Raw genomic sequence first — 19,563 nt, 5'->3', positions numbered from 1 at the left:
AAAAGTATTGATTTATAATTGCTTACACCGCAAAAAAACTCCTAATCTTTGAAAGATTCCTATATCGATAATCTAAAATCTAAAATCAATTGACATGAATAACGATCGCACATCTACTTCAAACATCCCCCCGCACACCTGGAAACGTCCCATCGGTCTCGGTTGGGAGAATCCCTATACAGTCCGCTACGCAAGCAATCTCGATGACGGGCCCTGGCACGGAATGCCTCTGGGCGGGTTCGGTGCCGGCTGCATCGGGCGATCGTCCCGTGGCGACTTCAACCTCTGGCACATTGACGGCGGCGAACACATTTTTCGCAGTTTGCCCGCTTGTCAGTTCAGCGTTTTTGAAGAAACTCAAGGCAAGAAACAAGCTTTTGCACTGTCCACTGAACCGCCTACAGATGGCAGTTTATCTAGTTGGAAATGGTATCCTTGCGAAGGAAGAAGGAAGAAGGAAGAAGGAAGAAGGGAAGAAGGAGAAAAAACCGGGGAAGAGTCTAATTCTTCAGGGAGTTATCATGCTTTGTATCCGCGCAGTTGGTTTGTTTACGAAAATGTATTTCAGGCTCAATTAAGCTGCGAGCAGTTTTCGCCAATTTTGCCGAACAATTATCAAGAAAGCAGTTACCCAGTAGCAATGTTTGAATGGGTGGCGCACAATCCTACAGATGCGCCGATAACTCTCAGCATCATGTTGACTTGGGAGAATATTGTCGGTTGGTTTACTAATGTTAATAAGTCCCCGGAAGTGAGGGTGCGAGATGATGGTAGTCCATTTTATGACTATCAACCCCGGTGGGGAGAAAGTGCCGGAAATTTGAATTTGTTGGTGGAAGATTTTCACCGGATAGGTTGCGTGATGACGCGGTTGACTGCTGAGGACGAACCGCAAGAGGGGGATGGACAATGGGCGATCGCAACTATTACTAATCCGGCGGTAGAAGTATTCTATCAAACTCGCTGGAACCCGGCGGGGAACGGCGACGATATTTGGCGCAACTTTTCTGCTGAAGGTTTCTTGTTGGATGACAATGACGAGACAGCCGCAGCAGCCGGAGAACAGTTGGCTTGTGCGATCGCAGTTCGCTTTACTATTCGACCGGGAAAAACTCGCAAAATTCCCTTTATTATAGCTTGGGATTTGCCCGTTACTGAGTTTGCATCGGGAGTTTGGTACTACCGCCGCTATACGGATTTCTTTGGCCGCAACGGCAAAAATGCTTGGCCGATTATTCGCACTGCAATGAAGCATTCGGATACTTGGCGCGAAAATATTGAAGCTTGGCAAAAACCCATTTTAGAACGGAAAGATTTGTCAGATAGTTTTAAAATGGCTTTGTTTAACGAGTTATACGCCCTGACAGACGGCGGTACTCTTTGGAGTGCGGCTGACGAACGCGATCCCAAGGGTCAATTTGCGGTTTTGGAGTGTATTGATTACCGCTGGTACGAAAGTTTGGATGTGCGGCTTTACGGTTCTTTTGCTTTGTTGATGCTGTGGCCGGATTTAGAAAAGTCGGTAGTTTTAGCGTTTGCTAGGGCAATTTCTGCGGGAGACGATACGCCGAGAATTATTGGCTGGAATCAAGCTTCGGCTATTAGAAAAGCTGTCGGTGCGACGCCACACGATTTGGGTGCTCCTAACGAACATCCTTGGGAGAAAACGAATTATACTAGCTATCAAGATTGCAATTTGTGGAAGGATTTACCTTGCGATTTTGTGTTGCAGGTTTATCGGGATTTCCTATTGACTGGTGGCACAGATTGTGAGTTTCTGCAAGAGTGTTGGCCGGCAATTGTTGAGGCTTTGGCTTATCTGAAAACTTTTGATAAGGATGGGGACGGAATTCCTGAGAATTCTGGAGCACCGGATCAGACGTTTGATGATTGGCAAATGCGGGGGATAAGTGCATATTGCGGGGGTTTGTGGTTGGCGGCGCTGGAGGCTGCGATCGCGATCGGCGAAATCTTGGAAGATGCAGCACCGGAGATAATTCCTAACCCTCAAGCAAAGATTGCATTATATCACAGTTGGCTGCTACAAGCAAGACCGAGCTATCAAGAAAAACTGTGGAACGGTCAATATTACCGTCTGGACAGCGAGAGTAATTCCGAAGTGGTGATGGCAGACCAACTGTGCGGTCAATTTTACGCGAAACTGTTAGGATTGCCGGATATTGTGCCGCCCGAATGTGCAGTCAGTGCTTTAGAAACTGTGTACGCTTCTTGCTTTTTGAAGTTCAACGATGGCGAGTTCGGTGCGGCGAATGGGGTGATGCTGAATGGTTCGCCGGAAAATCCGAATGCGACTCATCCTTTGGAAGTTTGGACAGGGATTAATTTTGGGTTAGCTGCTTTTTTGGTACAGATGGGGATGGAGGAGAAAGCGTTTAAATTGACGGATGCGGTGGTGAAGCAGATTTATGAAAATGGGTTGCAGTTTCGCACGCCGGAAGCGATTACGGCGGGGGGGACTTTTCGGGCGAGTCACTATTTGCGGGCGATGGCAATTTGGGCAATTTACGGGGTGTTGACGAATTTTAAATAGGGCAAAATGTATATTAGCTGGTGAATCCGACTAAAATTTAAGCCTTAAACTCCCTTTTTAGCAAGGAAAACGGTTAATTAAACTATCAATAAAATTGACCGTAAAAAGTTTTTACCTTCGAGGAAGACATTAATATTTCATGCTCAAACTTCAGCTTGGCTAAAATTTGAGCATGAAACAGCCCTGGGATGCGAGGGAGAACGAACTCGGCTATAAACGAGAGAGATAAAGGGTTTGAGGGGATTGTTGACACCAATGCAGTCCGCACCTTACCCGTATATAATTTGGAGTGATAGCCAATTTCAAGATAAAATAGAAAAATGTCAAATCCCTTACTTTCCCTCAACTACGAACCCGCCATCGAATCCCTCGGTGGCGACTATTTTGATGAAGTCCCTGCTGCCGATTTTCCGCAACACATTCTCCGGTTCCGCAACGACGAATTATTGCCGAAATTGGGTTTAGACCCCGCACAAGTAACCGACCAAGATTTCATCGAAGCGTTCGGCGAATTTCACTGTGTCCGCCCCTTTCTCGCACTCCGCTATCACGGCTATCAATTCAACGCATATAACCCCAATTTAGGTGACGGTAGAGGCTTCTTATACGGCCAAGTTCGCGGGACTGACGGCAGACTTTACGACTTCGGCACTAAAGGTTCAGGCCGCACTCCCTACTCGCGGGGCGGTGACGGTAGACTTACTCTCAAAGGGGGAATTCGCGAAGTTTTAGCCGCCGAAGCTTTGCATCGGTTGGGAGTGCGGACATCTCGCTGTTTTAGTTTAGTTGAAACTGGGGAGGATTTGTGGCGAGGCGACGAACCATCTCCGACGCGATCGTCCGTAATGGTGCGTTTCAGTCATTCTCACATTCGGTTTGGAACTTTTGAAAGATTGTACTATATCCGCCGCCCGGATTTAACTAAAAAACTTTTAGATTTTGTTATTGAATATTACTATCCAGAACTGCATTTAGAAGCAAGCAAGGCTGGTTTTTCAGCGCCGGAAAAGTATGCGCTATTTTATGCAGATTTAGTCCAGCGAGTAGCTGAATTAGTTGCTCAGTGGATGGCGGCAGGATTTTGCCACGCAGTGCTAAATACTGATAATATGTCGATTACGGGAGAAAGTTTCGATTACGGGCCTTTCGCTTTTATCCCCACTTACAAGCCGCAATTTACAGCAGCTTATTTTGACTATTCGGGTCTTTATTGTTACGGCAATCAACCGTTTATTTGTAGGGAGAATTTACAGAAGCTCCAGGAACCGCTAGCAGCGGCGATTCCTCAAGTTGATATGGATGCGGCTTTGGCAAAGTTTGGCGATTATTATAATGCAGCTTATCGGCGGTTGATGCTCAATAGATTGGGATTTGAGGATTTGCCAGAAGCTGAGGGAGATGAGTTGTTGAAGGTGACAATTAAAATGCTGGCGGAGTCTCAAGTTGAGTATCACGATTTCTTTTTTCAACTGCGAAGACAGTTCGATCGCGCTTGGCGAGATGATGCTAGTCTAATTTTTGCTGAGGCGGAACCGGCCGACTTGATAGCACCTTGGCGAGAGTTTTATTATCACGTTTTGCAAAGTTTGTCGGCGGATGATATGGACAAAATGGCGGACAGGTTGCGGAAGCACAATCCCGAACAATCGCTGTTGAGGCCGACGATTGAGGCTGTTTGGGAACCCATAGCTATTGATGATAATTGGGAACCGTTTTATGAGTTGGTGAAGAGACTTCAAAACTCTTAAAGGGAATTGGGTATGGGGCGTTGTTGACTGTTGACTGTTGACTGTTGACTGTTGACTCACAACTAACAACTAACAACTAACAACTGACTACTTGAGCTTTTCAATTTCAAATTGTGCATCTTTGTAACCGCCGGTAAGTCCTTGATCTAGAAACATTTTGCCGGCTTTTTCTAAATCGCTAATCGCTCCTGCTTTGTCTCCCAAGGAGCGGCGAACCATGCCTCTACCGTAGTAAGCAGCAGCATAATTCGGATTGATCCGAATAGCTTGGACGTAATCGGCGATCGCACTGTTGTAATTATTTAACTGCTGGTAAATCTTAGCGCGATTGGCGTAAGCTTCAGCATTGTTGGGATTGAACCCGATTGCTGCTGTAAAATCTGCGATCGCCCCCTGCGCGTCACCCCCTGAGCTGCGAGCTAAAGCACGATTGTTATAAGCATTATAATCATTCGGATTCACTTTCAGCGCTTGAGTACAATCGGCAATTGCTTTCGGATAATCCTTCAAATTTAAATAAGCAATGCAGCGATTGTTGTAAGGAACCCCATCCTCATCGCTCAGCGAAATTGCCTGAGTACAATCGTCAATTGCCGCTCGATGCGCTCCCAAATTCAACTGCGTGCTACAACGATTAGCGTAAGCATCTGCACTCTTGGGATCGATCGCAATTACCTGAGAATAATCCGCCAAAGCTCCCTGATAATCTCCTAAGTGAAAGCGAGCTCTCCCTCGACTGTAGAAAGCATCAACATTCTGAGCATCGAGTTTAATTGCTTCAGTATAATCTCCAATCGCTCCTTGCAAATCTGCGCTCCCAGCACGAGCCAACCCTCGCGAATGATAAGCTTTAACAAGGTTCGGCTGCAACCGAATTACTGCGTTAAAATCCTGAATAGCCGTCTTGTAATCCTGCTGTTCTAAATAAGCAATTCCTCTTTCATAATATGTATCAGCATCATTGGGCTGGAGATTCAAAGCTTGAGTGTAATCCTCAATCGCCCCGCGCTTGTCGTTAAAATCGTTACGGGCGAGCCCACGGTTAAAATAAGCCTGAACATATTTAGGATTGAGAGCGATCGCCTGAGAATAATCGGCAATTGCTTCTTGATATTTTTTTAAATCATAATTAGCATTACCGCGCTGGTAAAAACTCTCAGCATTTTTAGGATTCAATTGAATGGACTTATTAAAAGCCTGCAAAGCTGCATCCGCATCTTGATTGCGAGAGTTTTCTACTCCCTGTTCGTAATATTCCCTAGCTTTAGTCGGATTCGGTCTGCTCCTATAATTAAACAGAAATATCAGAAGTATTGCCGCCCCGACGCCCGCCCCAATCAGCAACCAAAATCGACTTCCCAAACGTGAATAAAAACTCTCAGAAGAAACTAATAGGGGAGAAATACTTTTCTTTTGAGCGGTATTCATCGGTTCTTGGCGGTTTCTCAACTTGCTGAGACCTGCCAACACTTCCTCCGCAGATTGATAGCGTTTGCCAAATTGGTGACAAACCATTTTGTCAATTATATTTGCTAGTGCCACAGAACATTGAGTTCGGTTTCGCCAAACAATTTCCCCCGTGTGAGAAGGACTCGGATTTTGCAATTTGGGCAAATCCGTACCAGGCAAACCCGTAATAGCTTGGACAGCCATCATCCCGACTGCGTAGAGGTCGCTGCTAAATTGCGGGTTGCCTTGAAATTGTTCGATCGGCATATAAGCCGGAGTTCCAGTAGCAATGGTGCGCGGAAATTCTGTATCGTAGTCACTGACGTGATTCGCAACTTCTTTAACCGAGCCGAAGTCAATTAAAACTAATTTGCCGTCTGGTTTGCGGCGGATTAAGTTGGAGGGATTAACATCGCGATGAATCACTCCCTGAGAGTGTACGAAGGCGAGAAGTTGTAACACTTCTTCCAACAGATCCAGCACTCGTTCTTCCCGCCAAGGTTGACCGGCGACAATTTCTCTATTTAGGGCGTGTCCGGGCACAAACTCTTCCACGAGGTAGAATTGATTGCCTTCTTCAAAATAAGCGAGTAAAAATGGAATTTGATCGTGTTTTCCCAGCTTTTCTAATATTTCTGCTTCTTGTTTAAATAAGCGGTAAGCTGTTTTAAGAACTGTGGAAGTGTTGCTGGGAGGACGCAGTTGTTTGACTACACATTGAGGGTGGCCAGGACGGCGAGTATCGACAGCTAAATAAGTTTGTCCAAAAGCTCCTGAACTGAGAATTTGCACTACGCGATAACGCCTGTCTAAAAGTTGACCAACCATGTTCATATCGGGAATTGAGAATTGGTAACGGGGAGGGGGTAATGGGGAATTGGTAACGGGGAGTTGGTAACGGGGAGTTGGTAACGGGGAATTGGTAATTTTTCCTTCTTCCTCCTTCCTTCTTCCTTCTTCCTTGTTCCTTTTTTCTTCTTTTTTTAACATCTGACTGGTGATTAATAGCTTATTTAGGATCGTTGATTTGTGCTTGTGCCTTTTGGAAACCATCGGCTCTTCCTTGTTCAAGAAACAGCGTTGCAGCTTTCTGAAAATCCTCGATCGCCCCAGCACGGTCTTTGAGTTGGCGGCGGACGAGGCCTCGGCTGTAAAAAGCGCTAGCATTCTTGGGGTTGAGCCGCAGCGAGTGAGCGAAATCCTCAACCGCTAAAGGGTAATTTTTTAGTTCTGAGTAAATAGTACCGCGATTGCTGTAAGCTACTGCATCGCTGGGATTGAGCCGAATTGCTTGAGTAAAATCTTCCACAGCGCCCTGCTTGTCTCCCGAAGCCGATCGAGCTAATCCTCGATTGCTGTATGCTTTGGGATTGTTGGCGTTGAGTCCGATCGTCAAACTGCAATCTTCGCTGGCTTTTTGATATTGTTTTAAATTCAGATAAGCAATGCAGCGGTTGTTGTAAGCTGCTTCATCTTTTGGAGCGAGGCGAATTCCTTCGGTGCAATCTGCAATCGCTTTGTCGTAGGTGGCCAAATTCAAGTAAGCGCTGCACCGATTGGTATAAGCATCAGCGAGATCTGGTTGCAATTCGATCGCCCTAGTATAATCTTCCATCGCTCCTTGATAATCTGCCAGATTAAACCTGGCTCGACCACGACTGTAGTATACGCCAGCTTGTTTGGGGCTAATTTGAAGGGCTTGAGTAAAATCAGCCATTGCTCCTGTTTTGTCGCCTGCGGCCGATCGAGCTAAACCCCGATTGCTGTATGCTGTAGCATCGTTGGGACTGAGCCGAATTGCTTGAGTGTAGTCTTCCATTGCCGTGCGGTAGTCGCCCAAATCGTAGTAGGCTAAACCCCGCTGAGAGTATGCCTCACCGTCGCTGGGATTGAGTCGCACTACTTGGGTGAAATCTTCCACGGCCCCCCGCTTGTCGCCGATGTCGAGGTGCGCCATACCTCGATTGTAGAGAGCTTTGGTGTGGCTAGGATTGACTTTAATTGCTTGCGTGTAATCCTGTATTGCTTGCTCGGTTGCGCCCATGTCGTAGCGAGCGTTTGCCCGCTTGTAGTAAGTTTCCGCATCGCTGGCATTCAAGGCGATCGCTTGAGTATAATCGGCGATCGCGCCTGTTGTGTCACCTTGCTGCGCCTTGGTAACGCCGCGGGCTAACAATTCTTTTGCCCTCGCCGGACTTTGACTCTGCCACAAGTAAATTATCAGTGCCGTCAAGATTAAAGCTGCGGCTGTTGCAGCCAACAGCAGCAGTTTGGTTGGGCTTTGTCTTCGCGGTTTACTCATAGCGTCCGTGATGATTGTGGCTGGCGGCGGCTCAACCTCGAATTTTACGGCGATTTGTTTGAGGTCTGCTAAAACTTCGGCGGCCTCCTGATAGCGTTCCTCGCAGTCAGGGCGCACCATTCGATCAATAATATCTGCTAGGGCAGGCGAACAAGTTGCCCGGTTTCGCCAGGGAATTTCGTTTTTGTTGTTTTTTAAGGCACTCAGTTCGTTGGGTGAGAGTCCCGTGACGGCAAGCTGGGCGATCGTACCTAGAGCGTAAATATCGCTATTGTACCGGGGGTTGCCGATCAATTGCTCGATCGGCACGTATAACTCCTGGGCCACCAAATCCGGTTTTTTTGCCTCATGCCGTTTAACAGAGTTCGGGGAAGTTTGCGACAACAAATGACAGTTAGCCAGTTCCGGGTTAATTTCTTTGTCTAAGCTAAAGTCTACCAATACAAATTTGCCGTCTGACTCGCGCCGGATCGCTCTGTCTGGTTGAATTCTGCGGTGAATGAAACCTTTTTCGTGTATGAACACCAAAATTTCTAATATTTCTGATAGCAGACAAATTACTTGGTCTTCCTCCCAAGGTTGACCGGGTATTAGTTCTTGACTTAAAGGTGAGCCGGCAATAAATTCTTCAATTAAGTATAAACTTTGATTTTCCTCAAAATACGCCAATAATTCCGGGATTTTGTCGTGTTTTCCCAATTTTTCAATTATTTCGGCGTTTCTTTGAAATATAACTTTGACTAATTCTGGAGTTTGTGAACTTGTGCCGGGTAGCCGCATTTCTCTAACCGTGCATTGCGGATACCCGGGACGGTGAGTATCTGCTGCTAGATAAGTTTTTCCCACCTCACTTGAGTCTGTGACTTTAATGATGCGGTAACGTCTGTCTAGAAGTTGACCAATCATGCTTTGCCCTCTACCCTATCAATTTTCCATTATCGCATGAAATCAGAATAGCCAAAATATGTGGCTGAGTAATTTAAGTGCGATCGAGCCGTGACTCCCACCCAAAAACGGATAGTTGCTTTCCCACAGGAGTCGTTAGCCTCCCAAAATTTTAGACCCGAGTTGAAGCTCCCCGATTCATCTGTGGAGTTAATCTAAAATCTAAAATCTAAAATCTAAAATCGACTGACTGAGCAAACGGGCGATCGGATGGGCGAGCCAAGTCCAGCGCTGTGGCTACGCTCTTCTAATATCTTACAAAAAAATCGCTGAAATTGTTTATTCTGTCAATGAGATATGTATAATTTAACAATTAATCGGGAGGTCAGTCAAATGAAGGTACAACTGGTTGAATCCTTAATTCAAGTTATCTTACCGCTGGCAGCCGACGAGCAATTACCGAGGTTAGGAAAAATATTACCAAATATTCCCTGCCCTCCGACCCAGAAACTCGTGCAGCTTGCCCTTTCCTGGCGGCTATTTTAGTTTTTTGAATGAGGAACCAGAGATTTCTCCTCTCGAAGACATAGAAGCAATTGCCTGATACTCAAAAACAGGAGATTGAGAGAAGTTTTAAATGTGTGAATAATAAAAATGTCTGAATCACTAACAAAAGGAGGAACGATCGCAGCGATCGCCACCGCCATAGTTCCCCAACAAGGCAGCGTCGGCATTGTGCGAGTTTCCGGTTCCGCAGCCTTAAAAATTGCCGAAACTTTGTTTTGCGCCCCAGGACGGCAAATTTGGGAGTCTCACCGCATTCTTTACGGTCACATCCGCCGCCCCAAAACTCAAGAATTAGTTGATGAAGCTTTGCTGCTAATCATGAAAGCACCGCGTTCTTTTACTCGCGAAGATGTGGTGGAATTTCACTGTCACGGCGGTATTATGGCAGTGCAGCAAGTCTTGCAGTTGTGTTTAGAAAATGGGGCGAGATTGGCGGGGCCGGGAGAGTTTTCGCTGCGGGCTTTTTTGAACGGGAGGCTCGATTTAACTCAAGCTGAAAGTATCTCTGATTTGGTGGGAGCAAAATCGCCCGCTGCTGCACAAAGTGCTTTGGCTGGTTTGCAAGGAAAATTAGCGCAGCCAATTCGCAAATTGAGAACAACTTGTTTGGACGTGCTGGCAGAAATTGAGGCAAGAATTGATTTTGAGGAAGATTTGCCGCCTTTAGATGAAGCTAAAACTTCTTTGGAAATAAATCATGTTTTGGAGGAATTGTCAACAATTTTGGCAACGGCAGATCGTGGAGAATTGTTGAGAACTGGTTTGAAAGTAGCGATTGTCGGGCGGCCGAATGTGGGAAAATCGAGTTTGTTGAATGCGTGGAGTAAGAGCGATCGGGCGATCGTCACGGATTTGCCCGGTACGACGCGGGATGTGGTAGAGTCGCAGCTAGTTGTGGGCGGCATTCCGGTGCAGGTGCTCGATACTGCGGGCATTCGAGAAACCGAAGACAAGGTAGAAAAAATTGGCGTTGAGCGATCGCGCGCCGCAGCAAAACAAGCCGATTTAGTGTTGTTGACAATTGACGCGGAATCTGGTTGGACAGAAGAAGATTCGGAAATTTACGAACAAGTAAAGCACCGCCAGCTAATTATAATTATCAACAAAATCGACCTAGTAAAAACCATCCCCAAATTACCTTTTTCCCCTGAAATTCACCCCCTAGTTACCGCCGCCGCCGCCCTCGATCGAGGCATAGAAGACTTAGAAACAGCAATCTTAGATGCCGTCAGTGCGGGAGATTTGCAAGCAGCAAACTCAGATTTAGCAATCAACCAGCGGCAAGCAGCAGCCTTAACCAAAGCTAAAATTTCTCTAGAACAATGCACGGATACTATTAGCAACAAATTGCCTTTAGATTTCTGGACAATAGATTTGCGCGGGGCAATTCAAGCATTGGGGGAAGTTACGGGCGAAGAAGTCACAGAATCAGTGCTCGACAGAATATTTAGCAGGTTTTGCATTGGCAAATAGTCAGAGAAAAAGAGTAAATTAAATAGGTAAGCTGTCTCGCATTTAAGTTGTATTTTTTGGGCGGGCGGGACGCCCACCCCACAAGAATTTCACTCTTTGGGGAACACCGAATTTCACTCTTTGTGGAACAGGCATCTTGCCTGTTAAGTTGTATTTTTTGAGCGGGCGGGACGCCCACCCCACAAGAATTTCACTCTTTGTGGAACCCCGAATTTCACTCTTGGTGGAACAGGCATCTTGCCTGTTCTGTTGTATTTTTTGGGCGGGCGGGACGCCCACCCCACAATAATTTCACTCTTTGTGGAACACCGAATTTTACTCTTTGTGGAACAGGCATCTTGCCTGTTCTGTTGTATTTTTTGGGCGGGCGGGACGCCCACCCCACAATAATTTCACTCTTTGTGGAACACCAAATTTCACTCTTTGTGGAACAGGCATCTTGCCTGTTCTGTTGTATTTTTTGGGCGGGCGGGACGCCCACCCCACAATAATTTCACTCTTTGTGGAACACCGAATTTCACTCTTTGTGGAACAGGCATCTTGCCTGTTCTTGAGAATGGTGTAAGATGTTAATTTCATCAAACTTGACTGTAAAATTTAGATGCGCCTGGGCTTAGTGAAGCAATACTACTGACAAATAACAACTAAGTCATTCTCACGATCGAGGTCTTCCCAGACTTGTAATATAGAGTACAGCTTCACCCGCAGGAATACCGAGAACGTCATTGACGCGATCGTCAAAAAAGCCCCCGATACCGCTGACACCCAAACGCAGTTGCATAGCTGCTAAATTCAACCGCTGGCCCAAATGACCCGCGTCCATGTGCAAATAGCGGTAAACTCGATCGCCATATTTTGCTACAGCCCTGTTCAAATCCGCCGTGTGAAACAACAGCGCCCCCGCATCTCTGCCCAAGTCTTGCCCCAAGCACAAAAAATGCAACTCCCTGCGGAAATTTTTAAACCGAATTTGCCGTAATTCTTGAGCTTTCGGAGCGTAATAGTAACAGCCTTCTTCTAACCCATTCACTCCCGAAACAGCAATAAAAGTTTCTATCAAACTTAGATCGAAATAGTCTGGATAACCGTCTAATCCTTGGTCGATATAGTGCTGGGGCTGGTAAGTAAAATCGAGCATAGCTAGCAGTTCGCCCAAGCTCAAAGAAGCACCTGTATAAGCACGGGTCGAACGCCTTTTGAGCATAGTGTTTTCTAAACTTTCCAGGTTCACTCCCCAAGGAATCGAAGGAGTGACCGTCGAAACTTTAGTACAAAAGGGAAAATTGTATTTATCCTCTAATTCCCCTTCACTTTCATCAATTTTCCAGCCGTCCACTGTGGTAGGATCTGATTCTAAATGCGTGGCTTTGTGGAGGTATTTTAACAGTTGACCTTCGGAAATTTGCGGGTAATCGGTCGTGGTGTTTCCGGGCAAAGCGGTTTTAAATTTAGGCAAGTTTTGGTCAATATCTAGCAAGTCGGCTAAAGCAAGTACACAAATCGCTCCTTCTTGCTCCGAGTCGATGTACAGTAATTCATTGACAGCTTCGTCGGCGAATCCTCCAATCAGGTGAGGTCGGTAATCGTTGACGGCGCAAGCTAACTCGATATTACTCAATAAATGGCCGGTGTCTAGAAAAATTCGCCGATAAGCTCGGTCTTCGTAACGCCAAGAAGAACGGAAAAAAACAGTGGTAATGGCGATCGCCAATTGGGTATTTTCTAGCGCTGGCGACTGGAAACAAGCGGCTTGCAAGACCGGCCAAACTTGACTGTCCCAAAAATGAACAAGTGAATGAGTTCTGCACTGATAGTTGTAGAGTCCGGCCGGCAACTGGGCAGTGCCACGGGAGATTAAATAAACCTCTGCTGGGTAGAGTCCACCCGCCGACGGTGCAGATCGCAAATACAGGTAGCTGTCGTCTACCGTCTGCACTTTCGCCGTCAACCCGTAGCTGCACAGCAACAAGCTGGATAACCGATGCCACCAACCGGCATCGGGATCGGCATCGGCATCCTCCGAGGGGTCTTTTAGATAGGGCTTGAGGTCAAAATACGCTCCAATTTTATATTCCTTGAAAGGCACAGGTTGCTCTGTCCAATCTAGCTGTTTGCTTTTAGCAGCAATGGTTTCAGGGTCGTATTTTGTCCGTTCGTGGTAGTGCTCAGCAATGGAGAGAGGAAGTTCTGGCATATTTCAGTAGAGGATTGGCTTTGGTTTCTCGATCGATCTTGGCCTTACTAACCGCTTACTGGTCGAGCAAGGCAGAAATCTACAAATATAAAAAAAATCTTAGAAAAAATGCGACTGTTGTTACACAAGCTTAACATAAGAATATGCCTAAGTATAAATACGCAGAATAATAACCATTAATTACTGTTATGGATTGGCTGCAGTAGCTGTCGTCATGAGGAGTGAAAATGCAAAAGCTAAGCGCTGAGGAATTGCTGGCTCAGTATGCTGAGGGCAAGCGAAACTTTAACGCCGTTGACTTAAGTGAAGATAACTTGTTTCAAGCAGATTTGGCGGAAATAAATCTTTCTGGTAGCGTTCTGAAGCGAGCTTATTTGCCCTACGGAAATTTAAGTCAAGCCAATCTTTATAAAACTGATTTGCAAGATGCTGAATTGGGCGACATTCAACTTTATCAAGCTAACTTGTCGGAAGCAACTTTATCAAGAGCAAATTTATCAAGAGCAAATTTACGTCACGCCAATTTGCAAGGTGCGAATTTGCAGAAAGCCAATTTGCAAGGTGCGGATTTGTACAATGCAGATTTAACGAATGCCGATTTGAGATATGCGGATTTGAGCCGAGCTAATTTAGAGAAAGCAAAGTTAACCAAAGCTCAATTAGCGGGCTGCAACTTATTTCGATCGCGCTTGGTTGATTTGTCGGAAGCGGAGTGCGATCGCACTACTATCGGGCCCGAAGGCTATTGATGATTTGCAGTGGCTCGTTTAGGGCGGAGGGCGATCGGCTTAAAAGGTCGTGAAGCGTAGCTATCCCGTAGGGAATCGCCTTTTTTTACATTTCTTAACATCTATCGACACAGGGGAAAATGTGAGTTACAGTTGTAAAAAACTTATCCCTCCGCAACATTGACAATAAATAACACACTTTGCCACCGGCAAACCGGGTAAAATTTATGAATTCTCCCGACAAAAAAGCAAGAGAACTTCGGCACAAAGAACAAGAACTGCGGAAACGAGAACAAGAAATTCGGCTCCGCGAACTAGAATCCGAAATTGACCGCTCAGTGCCCGAACATCGGACGAGCAAGTACGAAGAACCAGACAGCCAAGCTAAGGGCAAACTCAAACAGTGGCGCCGAAAAATTATAGCAGCCGCTCAATTTACAGGCATTGTCATTGCTGTTGTCGTTGCAGTTCGCATAGCATCTTGGCTGGCAACTGCGCTGATAGTTGGAGGAATTGCTTTGATAGCTTACAAAATGTTTATTGAAGAAGACAGAAGTTGAAAAGCTCAAGCACGAAACTATCAGGAAACACCCATGAACCTTAAAGTAGAAACTAGCAACTTTCTCAACGATTTAGAGCGCGTAGCCGCCGTCCGCCGAGACATTGCCACTCGCCTCAGCAACATCGCCACCGCCATCAACCAATCAGAATTAGCCGGAGGAGAAGCATCGGGAAAACTCGGTTTAGAAACAGACAACGCTGACATTGATGTCGCCAGTAAAAACTTGCGCCAAGGAGTCTTTCGGCTGCTAGTGCTAGGCGACATGAAACGCGGAAAAAGCACTTTTCTCAATGCGTTAATCGGCGAAAACTTACTACCCAGCGATGTAAATCCCTGTACAGCTTTGCTGACGATTTTGCGCTATGGTTCAGAAAAAAAAGTCACCGTTTATTTCAATGACGGCAAAAGCCCAAAACAGCTAGATTTTAAAAGTTTTAAACAGAACTACACAATTGACCCCGCTGAGGCAAAACGCTTAGAAGAAGAAAAGAAACCAGCATTTCCTGATATCGACTGCGCCGTAGTAGAATATCCCTTACCTTTGCTAGAAAAAGGGATAGAAATAGTAGACAGTCCCGGACTGAACGATACAGAAGCCCGCAATGAATTATCTCTGGGTTACATCAACAACTGCCACGCTATTTTGTTTGTACTCAGGGCAACTCAGCCTTGCACAATGGGGGAAAGACGCTATCTAGAAAATTACATCAAAAATCGCGGCTTGAGCATTTTCTTTCTGATCAATGCTTGGGATCAGGTACGGGAAAGTTTGATTGACCCGGACGATCCTGAAGAAATGGCAGAAGCAGAAGCGAAACTGCGGCGCGTTTTCCAAGTTAATTTGGCTGAATATTGTTTAACAGAAGGACATGATATTTACGACGAGCGAGTGTTTCCAATTACCTCACTTAAGGCACTCAGGTTGCGGATGAAAAACCCGGATGCGGATTTGGCAGGAACTGGCTTTCCCGAGTTTATGGCGGCCCTCAATACGTTTTTGACGCAAGAAAGGGCGATTTCGGAATTGCGTCCGGCGAGGACTTTGGCGCGTCAAATTTCTGCTCGCGTCCGCGAAGCTGTTGGGCGCCGTTTACCATTACTCGATCGCGATGTCAATGAGTTGAAGGAAAAGATTAATTCAGTTGAGCCGGAGTTTAAAAAACTGACTCACATTCGCGATAATTTTCAACAAGAAATTATCGGAGTTAGAGATAGTAAATCGCGGGCGATCGCCGATTCTTTCCGCACCTACGTTCTCAAATTAGAAAATACCTTTGAAACAGACTTTTTGCGGTATCAACCAGAGCTGAGATTTCTCGATTTCTTCAGCCAAGGCAAGCGAGAAGCTTTTGAAGCATCGCTCAAACAAGCATTAGAGCAGTACATCAACGACAAACTAGCAGCTTGGACTCTCACGGCAGAACAAGAGATGAATTCAGCATTTTCGCAGCTATCGAAAAGTGCGGCAAATTACGGAGCATCTTACACGAAAGTGACTGAAAAAATCACCGAAAAACTGACCGGGCAAAAAATACCAGCAGCAGTCAGCAACTCGAACGAAGATAACTCGCCAGCTTGGGCAAAATGGGCGATGGGATTGTTCTCGTTAACGACCGGAAATCTGGCGGGCGTAGCAATGGCAGGAGCGGGTTTTGATTGGAAAAATATCCTGCTGAATTTAATCACTGTGTTAAGCGTTAGTACGATTCTTGCTAGTTTTACGGGGATTGTTTTAGGGCCGCTGTACTTGGCTTTGTTGGGGATGGGTGTTGGGGTTTTGCAAGCAGACGGAGCTCGCAAAGAGTTGGTGAAAGCGGCGAAAAAAGAGTTGGTGAAATATCTGCCGCAGGTGGCTCAAGAGCAGTGGCAGCCGATTCACGATGCTGTAAAAGAGTGTTTTGATGTTTACGGGCGGGAAGTGAGCGCTCGGATGAATGCTGATATTAATTCTCGGAAAGCAGAGTTAGATAATTTGCTGGAGCAAAAGGAATCTCGCGAGATTAATTGTCAGGCTGAATCTGAGCGGTTGACAAAATTGGATGCTGATGTTTCTGCCCAGTCGCAGAGTATAGAATCGCTATATCAAGGTTTCCTAGCATCCGCTAAATGAAATAAAACAACAATATGCAACAACCCGAAATTTATCAAAACCTGACCCACAATCTCCAATCAGCACTCGGTATTCTCGAACTTGACAAAAACTCCCAACTTTATCGAGATACAACCTCAATCTGCGACTATCTCGCCAAACCAACTTTTCAAATTGCTGTCTTTGGCCCGTTTAATTACGGCAAGTCAACTTTGCTCAATGCTTTGCTTGGAAATCGTGCTTTGCCGATCGACCTCGTGCCCACTACAGGTGCTGCCATTTATGTCAACTACGGCGAGGAATTGCACGCAAAAATTACCCTGAAAGACGGCACAGAAATTAGCGAACCGGGGACTGATGTTTTGAAACGCTATGCCATCCTTGACGACGCGAGACAAATGCGGGATGATGTGGCGGCCGTTAATGTTTACTGTCCCCATCCATTCCTGAAAACAGGTGTGGAATTGCTGGATTTGCCGGGAACCAATGACCGGGAACAACAGGATAATTTGGTTCGGGATAAATTGCTAACGGCTGATTTAGTTGTGCAGGTTTTAGATGCTCGCAAATTGATGACTTTAGGCGAACGAGAGAACTTGAGAGATTGGTTGAGCGATCGCAACATCAACACTGTCGTCTTTGTTGCCAATTTTCTCAATCTACTCGAACCAGACGACCAAAAACAAGTTTACAATCGGTTGTTGTTTGTTGCCGAAAGTTTTCGCTCCAATTTGCCGAACAATATCAGCAATATCTACCGCGTTGATGCTTTGCCGGCTTTGAGGGCGAGACTGAAAGGAGATGTGGCGGCCGCCCAAACTGCCGGAATTGCGATGTTTGAATCGGCTTTGCAAAGTATTGTGGCAGCTCAACAGGAACAACTAGCCGTTAAGTTGCCCAGAGTTGAAACTATAGCTACTAAAATTTGCCAATCTCTCCGAGCGAAAGCTGAGAGTGTCGCTGCCGAAATAGCCGCAGCTCAAAAAAAGCACAAAGACAAAATTGAAATTAAACAAAAAGCCGAAAAATTGATATCAAAAGGATTTTCAGCCAGCGTTTCTGACTTCGAGATTTGGCTTTACCAGCCCACATTTTTGCAGCGCTATCAATCGGAAATGGCGCTGTCGCTTCAGGAAGGGAGTTTTGATGCGTGGAAGCTAAAATTTCAGCGAGAGGTCTTACATCAGCAGCAAACCATCGCAGAATGGGTAAATAAAGCTTGCGAATTCTTTGAGAAAGAACAGCCGATCGCACTTTTGATTTCGTTTCCTCCATCCCCGCAAGTTAGTTTACCAGAGCCGCCACCACCTCCAGCTCAAAAGTCGAACCAGGGCGAAGTGGCTCCAGTGGCGATCGCCACCGGCTTAGGTTGGCTGTTGGGCGGGCCTGTGGGAGCCGCAGTAGTCGGCGGTGCTAGCTATATTTTGAATAAAAGAACTGGGTATGAAAAGCCGCCTGAATCGTCAGAAGCTTATCTCAATCAAGTAAAGGAAATTTGCAGTGAGGCTGCTAAAAACTATCTCGCTCGCTTCAGCACCGATACTTTTTCCATGCTGCAACACTACAAGGAAATCGCCGGAAAAGTTATCTGTTTTCAAGACAGCAAAGAGCCGCTACAGACAAATATTCAGCAATATCAGATACAGTTAATCAATAATTTGTTAGAAAATATCGAATCATCCCTTCAAATGACCAAATCTGTAATTAACGGCAAATGATCCGAACCGACATTGCGGCCAGTACGAATCTTTAAAACACCAATTTCTTTGCTGACTAGAAAGTGATCGATCGGAATATAAGCCAGCGGCATAAAAGTCGGCCAAGTCGGTAAAATGCCAAAGCCCGATCGCGCATTTCGCAAATTTCCGGTTTTTACCATATTTTTGTAGAACGGCGACCACATTGTGGTATTTAAATCCCCAACCACAATCAGCGGATTTTTGACTTGGGCTGCATACTCGCCGATGGCTGCTAGCTGTTTATTACGATTGATAAAACTCTCCGGTTTGATTGGCACAGTCGGATGAGCAAGAATCAGAGTAATGATTTTACCTTGAAATTTAACATCCGCCGACAAGCTCTTTCTTTGATTTGAAAAGGCTTTAACAGAGGAATTTTCTAAAGGCAGCTTGCTGTATATTGCACTGCCAAATCTCTCAGATTCTTGCTGCTTGGAAGAGTAAGGAAAAATCTCGCTTAAAACCGATAACTGTTTTGCCCAAGTTGAGTTGACTTCTACAAAAACCGCGATATCAGGTTGTTCTGCTTTAACCAGCGAGATCACCTCAGAATATCGCCGATTACTCCTTAAAACATTTGAATGCAAAATCCGCAAGTTGTGTCCGGGAGTAGCTGCGGCAACTGCTGGCGCTGGAAAATACCAAGGAACAATTTCCGCTAAATTAATAACAATGCAAAAGGCGCTCACTAACAACCATCTTTTTTTTGAGCGCACCAGAGCGAAAAATATAAAAGTAGAGAAACCAACCAGCAGATATTGTAGTTTAAAATGAGAACTCAATTCAAAAAAAATGTTGAATTTTCCTAAATAACCGACTAGGGAAAATAGGGCATTTACAATTGCTGCGATAATAAACCATTGTAAGATTATGTGCTTCAAACTAAGGTTTTTGTGAGGGATGCTGTGCATCACCGCCCATTTGAGCTTGATTTTAAGGTCGTTGGTAATCGGCAATTTATCAATTTCTATTACCAGTTCTTCTGGCTGTTCCAACTCTCGCCGCTTTTGATAAAATCTCACCAACAAGGTATCTACGACAAAATAACTAACAGAATTGGCAACAAATCCTATAAATACCAACACACATAAGCCAATCAGCATACCAAAAGATCCGCCGACTTTGACCAAACCCGACCAAACGGCGGCGTTACCTGTTTTACCTGTAGCTAATATGGCGATAAAGAGCATTAAAGTCGGCAATCCGACCGTGATTGTGTTTCTAATGATATAGTCCATTTTTTATCTTTTCTGCTAAACTTTTTCCGAGGGTAATG

General features: G+C 45.6%; 15 protein-coding genes. 9 read left to right on the top strand and 6 right to left on the bottom strand.

Annotated features, from left to right (window positions below):
- Nucleotides 1-94 precede the first annotated feature (94 nt).
- Complete coding sequence (locus tag D0A37_RS21840; RefSeq protein WP_242717496.1) at nucleotides 95-2,551, top strand: GH116 family glycosyl hydrolase; 2,457 nt, start codon at nucleotides 95-97, stop codon at nucleotides 2,549-2,551.
- Between the two features lie 320 nt (nucleotides 2,552-2,871).
- Nucleotides 2,872-4,299, top strand: a complete 1,428-nt coding sequence (locus D0A37_RS21835; protein WP_242717494.1) for a protein adenylyltransferase SelO — start codon at nucleotides 2,872-2,874, stop codon at nucleotides 4,297-4,299.
- A gap of 87 nt (nucleotides 4,300-4,386) precedes the next feature.
- Here D0A37_RS21835 and D0A37_RS21830 read toward each other — a convergent pair whose 3' ends face one another.
- Complete coding sequence (locus D0A37_RS21830) at nucleotides 4,387-6,801, bottom strand: serine/threonine-protein kinase (protein ID WP_242717492.1); 2,415 nt, start codon at nucleotides 6,799-6,801, stop codon at nucleotides 4,387-4,389.
- Nucleotides 6,758-8,956: a tetratricopeptide repeat protein gene (locus tag D0A37_RS21825; RefSeq protein WP_242717490.1), complete on the bottom strand. Its 2,199-nt coding sequence runs from the start codon at nucleotides 8,954-8,956 to the stop codon at nucleotides 6,758-6,760. The genes D0A37_RS21830 and D0A37_RS21825 overlap by 44 nt, the downstream gene beginning before the upstream one ends.
- Before the next feature lie 372 nt (nucleotides 8,957-9,328).
- On the opposite strand from D0A37_RS21825, the gene D0A37_RS21820 reads away from it, so the two are divergent.
- Nucleotides 9,329-9,481 (top strand): hypothetical protein, encoded by a 153-nt coding sequence (locus tag D0A37_RS21820; RefSeq protein WP_242717488.1) that lies wholly within the window; start codon nucleotides 9,329-9,331, stop codon nucleotides 9,479-9,481.
- 108 nt (nucleotides 9,482-9,589) lie between these two features.
- On the top strand, nucleotides 9,590-10,975 hold the full coding sequence (gene mnmE, locus D0A37_RS21815) for a tRNA uridine-5-carboxymethylaminomethyl(34) synthesis GTPase MnmE (RefSeq protein WP_242717486.1): 1,386 nt from the start codon (nucleotides 9,590-9,592) through the stop codon (nucleotides 10,973-10,975).
- A gap of 214 nt (nucleotides 10,976-11,189) precedes the next feature.
- Here mnmE and D0A37_RS29165 read toward each other — a convergent pair whose 3' ends face one another.
- Both D0A37_RS29165 and D0A37_RS29160 read right to left on the bottom strand, forming a co-directional pair.
- Nucleotides 11,190-11,312, bottom strand: a complete 123-nt coding sequence (locus D0A37_RS29165) for a hypothetical protein (protein ID WP_278187101.1) — start codon at nucleotides 11,310-11,312, stop codon at nucleotides 11,190-11,192.
- On the bottom strand, nucleotides 11,291-11,413 hold the full coding sequence (locus D0A37_RS29160; protein ID WP_278187100.1) for a hypothetical protein: 123 nt from the start codon (nucleotides 11,411-11,413) through the stop codon (nucleotides 11,291-11,293). The genes D0A37_RS29165 and D0A37_RS29160 overlap by 22 nt, the downstream gene beginning before the upstream one ends.
- Before the next feature lies 1 nt (nucleotide 11,414).
- Between D0A37_RS29160 and D0A37_RS29155 the strand changes: the two genes are divergently transcribed.
- Nucleotides 11,415-11,540 carry a hypothetical protein gene (locus tag D0A37_RS29155; RefSeq protein ID WP_278187099.1) on the top strand — a complete coding sequence of 42 codons (126 nt, stop codon included), beginning with the start codon at nucleotides 11,415-11,417 and terminating at the stop codon, nucleotides 11,538-11,540.
- Nucleotides 11,541-11,630: 90 nt separating this feature from the next.
- Here the strand turns inward: D0A37_RS29155 and D0A37_RS21810 are convergent, their stop codons facing one another.
- A complete protein-coding gene (locus D0A37_RS21810) occupies nucleotides 11,631-13,169 on the bottom strand; it encodes a SagB/ThcOx family dehydrogenase (protein ID WP_242717484.1) in 1,539 nt (512 codons plus the stop codon).
- Between the two features lie 227 nt (nucleotides 13,170-13,396).
- On the opposite strand from D0A37_RS21810, the gene D0A37_RS21805 reads away from it, so the two are divergent.
- The 4 genes from D0A37_RS21805 (at nucleotide 13,397) to D0A37_RS21790 (ending at nucleotide 18,266) form a co-directional block, all read left to right on the top strand.
- Nucleotides 13,397-13,918 carry a pentapeptide repeat-containing protein gene (locus D0A37_RS21805; protein WP_242717482.1) on the top strand — a complete coding sequence of 174 codons (522 nt, stop codon included), beginning with the start codon at nucleotides 13,397-13,399 and terminating at the stop codon, nucleotides 13,916-13,918.
- 206 nt (nucleotides 13,919-14,124) lie between these two features.
- Nucleotides 14,125-14,457: a hypothetical protein gene (locus tag D0A37_RS21800; protein WP_242717481.1), complete on the top strand. Its 333-nt coding sequence runs from the start codon at nucleotides 14,125-14,127 to the stop codon at nucleotides 14,455-14,457.
- A gap of 33 nt (nucleotides 14,458-14,490) precedes the next feature.
- The gene (locus D0A37_RS21795) at nucleotides 14,491-16,569 is read left to right on the top strand and encodes a dynamin family protein (protein WP_242717480.1); all 2,079 of its coding nucleotides are present in this window, start codon (nucleotides 14,491-14,493) and stop codon (nucleotides 16,567-16,569) included.
- A 14-nt stretch (nucleotides 16,570-16,583) separates the two neighbouring features.
- The gene (locus D0A37_RS21790; protein WP_242717479.1) at nucleotides 16,584-18,266 is read left to right on the top strand and encodes a dynamin family protein; all 1,683 of its coding nucleotides are present in this window, start codon (nucleotides 16,584-16,586) and stop codon (nucleotides 18,264-18,266) included.
- Here D0A37_RS21790 and D0A37_RS21785 read toward each other — a convergent pair.
- A complete protein-coding gene (locus D0A37_RS21785; protein WP_242717478.1) occupies nucleotides 18,233-19,525 on the bottom strand; it encodes an endonuclease/exonuclease/phosphatase family protein in 1,293 nt (430 codons plus the stop codon). The two genes, D0A37_RS21790 and D0A37_RS21785, sit on opposite strands and share 34 nt — an antisense overlap.
- Between the last annotated feature and the right edge of the window lie 38 nt (nucleotides 19,526-19,563).

Source organism: Microcoleus vaginatus HSN003 (genome assembly GCF_022701255.1).
Taxonomy (GTDB): Bacteria; Cyanobacteriota; Cyanobacteriia; order Cyanobacteriales; family Microcoleaceae; genus Microcoleus; species Microcoleus vaginatus_B.
Note: the sequence above shows the minus strand (reverse complement) of the source record. Positions and strands in the feature narration are given on the sequence as shown.

Coding starts and splice junctions, on each gene's coding strand:
- D0A37_RS21840 (WP_242717496.1), top strand. CDS start 95: ATGAATAACGATCGCACATCTACTTCAAACATCCCCCCGCACACCTGG.
- D0A37_RS21835 (WP_242717494.1), top strand. CDS start 2,872: ATGTCAAATCCCTTACTTTCCCTCAACTACGAACCCGCCATCGAATCC.
- D0A37_RS21830 (WP_242717492.1), bottom strand. CDS start 6,801: ATGGTTTCCAAAAGGCACAAGCACAAATCAACGATCCTAAATAAGCTA.
- D0A37_RS21825 (WP_242717490.1), bottom strand. CDS start 8,956: ATGATTGGTCAACTTCTAGACAGACGTTACCGCATCATTAAAGTCACA.
- D0A37_RS21820 (WP_242717488.1), top strand. CDS start 9,329: ATGAAGGTACAACTGGTTGAATCCTTAATTCAAGTTATCTTACCGCTG.
- mnmE (WP_242717486.1), top strand. CDS start 9,590: ATGTCTGAATCACTAACAAAAGGAGGAACGATCGCAGCGATCGCCACC.
- D0A37_RS29165 (WP_278187101.1), bottom strand. CDS start 11,312: ATGCCTGTTCCACAAAGAGTAAAATTCGGTGTTCCACAAAGAGTGAAA.
- D0A37_RS29160 (WP_278187100.1), bottom strand. CDS start 11,413: ATGCCTGTTCCACAAAGAGTGAAATTTGGTGTTCCACAAAGAGTGAAA.
- D0A37_RS21810 (WP_242717484.1), bottom strand. CDS start 13,169: ATGCCAGAACTTCCTCTCTCCATTGCTGAGCACTACCACGAACGGACA.
- D0A37_RS21805 (WP_242717482.1), top strand. CDS start 13,397: ATGCAAAAGCTAAGCGCTGAGGAATTGCTGGCTCAGTATGCTGAGGGC.
- D0A37_RS21800 (WP_242717481.1), top strand. CDS start 14,125: ATGAATTCTCCCGACAAAAAAGCAAGAGAACTTCGGCACAAAGAACAA.
- D0A37_RS21795 (WP_242717480.1), top strand. CDS start 14,491: ATGAACCTTAAAGTAGAAACTAGCAACTTTCTCAACGATTTAGAGCGC.
- D0A37_RS21790 (WP_242717479.1), top strand. CDS start 16,584: ATGCAACAACCCGAAATTTATCAAAACCTGACCCACAATCTCCAATCA.
- D0A37_RS21785 (WP_242717478.1), bottom strand. CDS start 19,525: ATGGACTATATCATTAGAAACACAATCACGGTCGGATTGCCGACTTTA.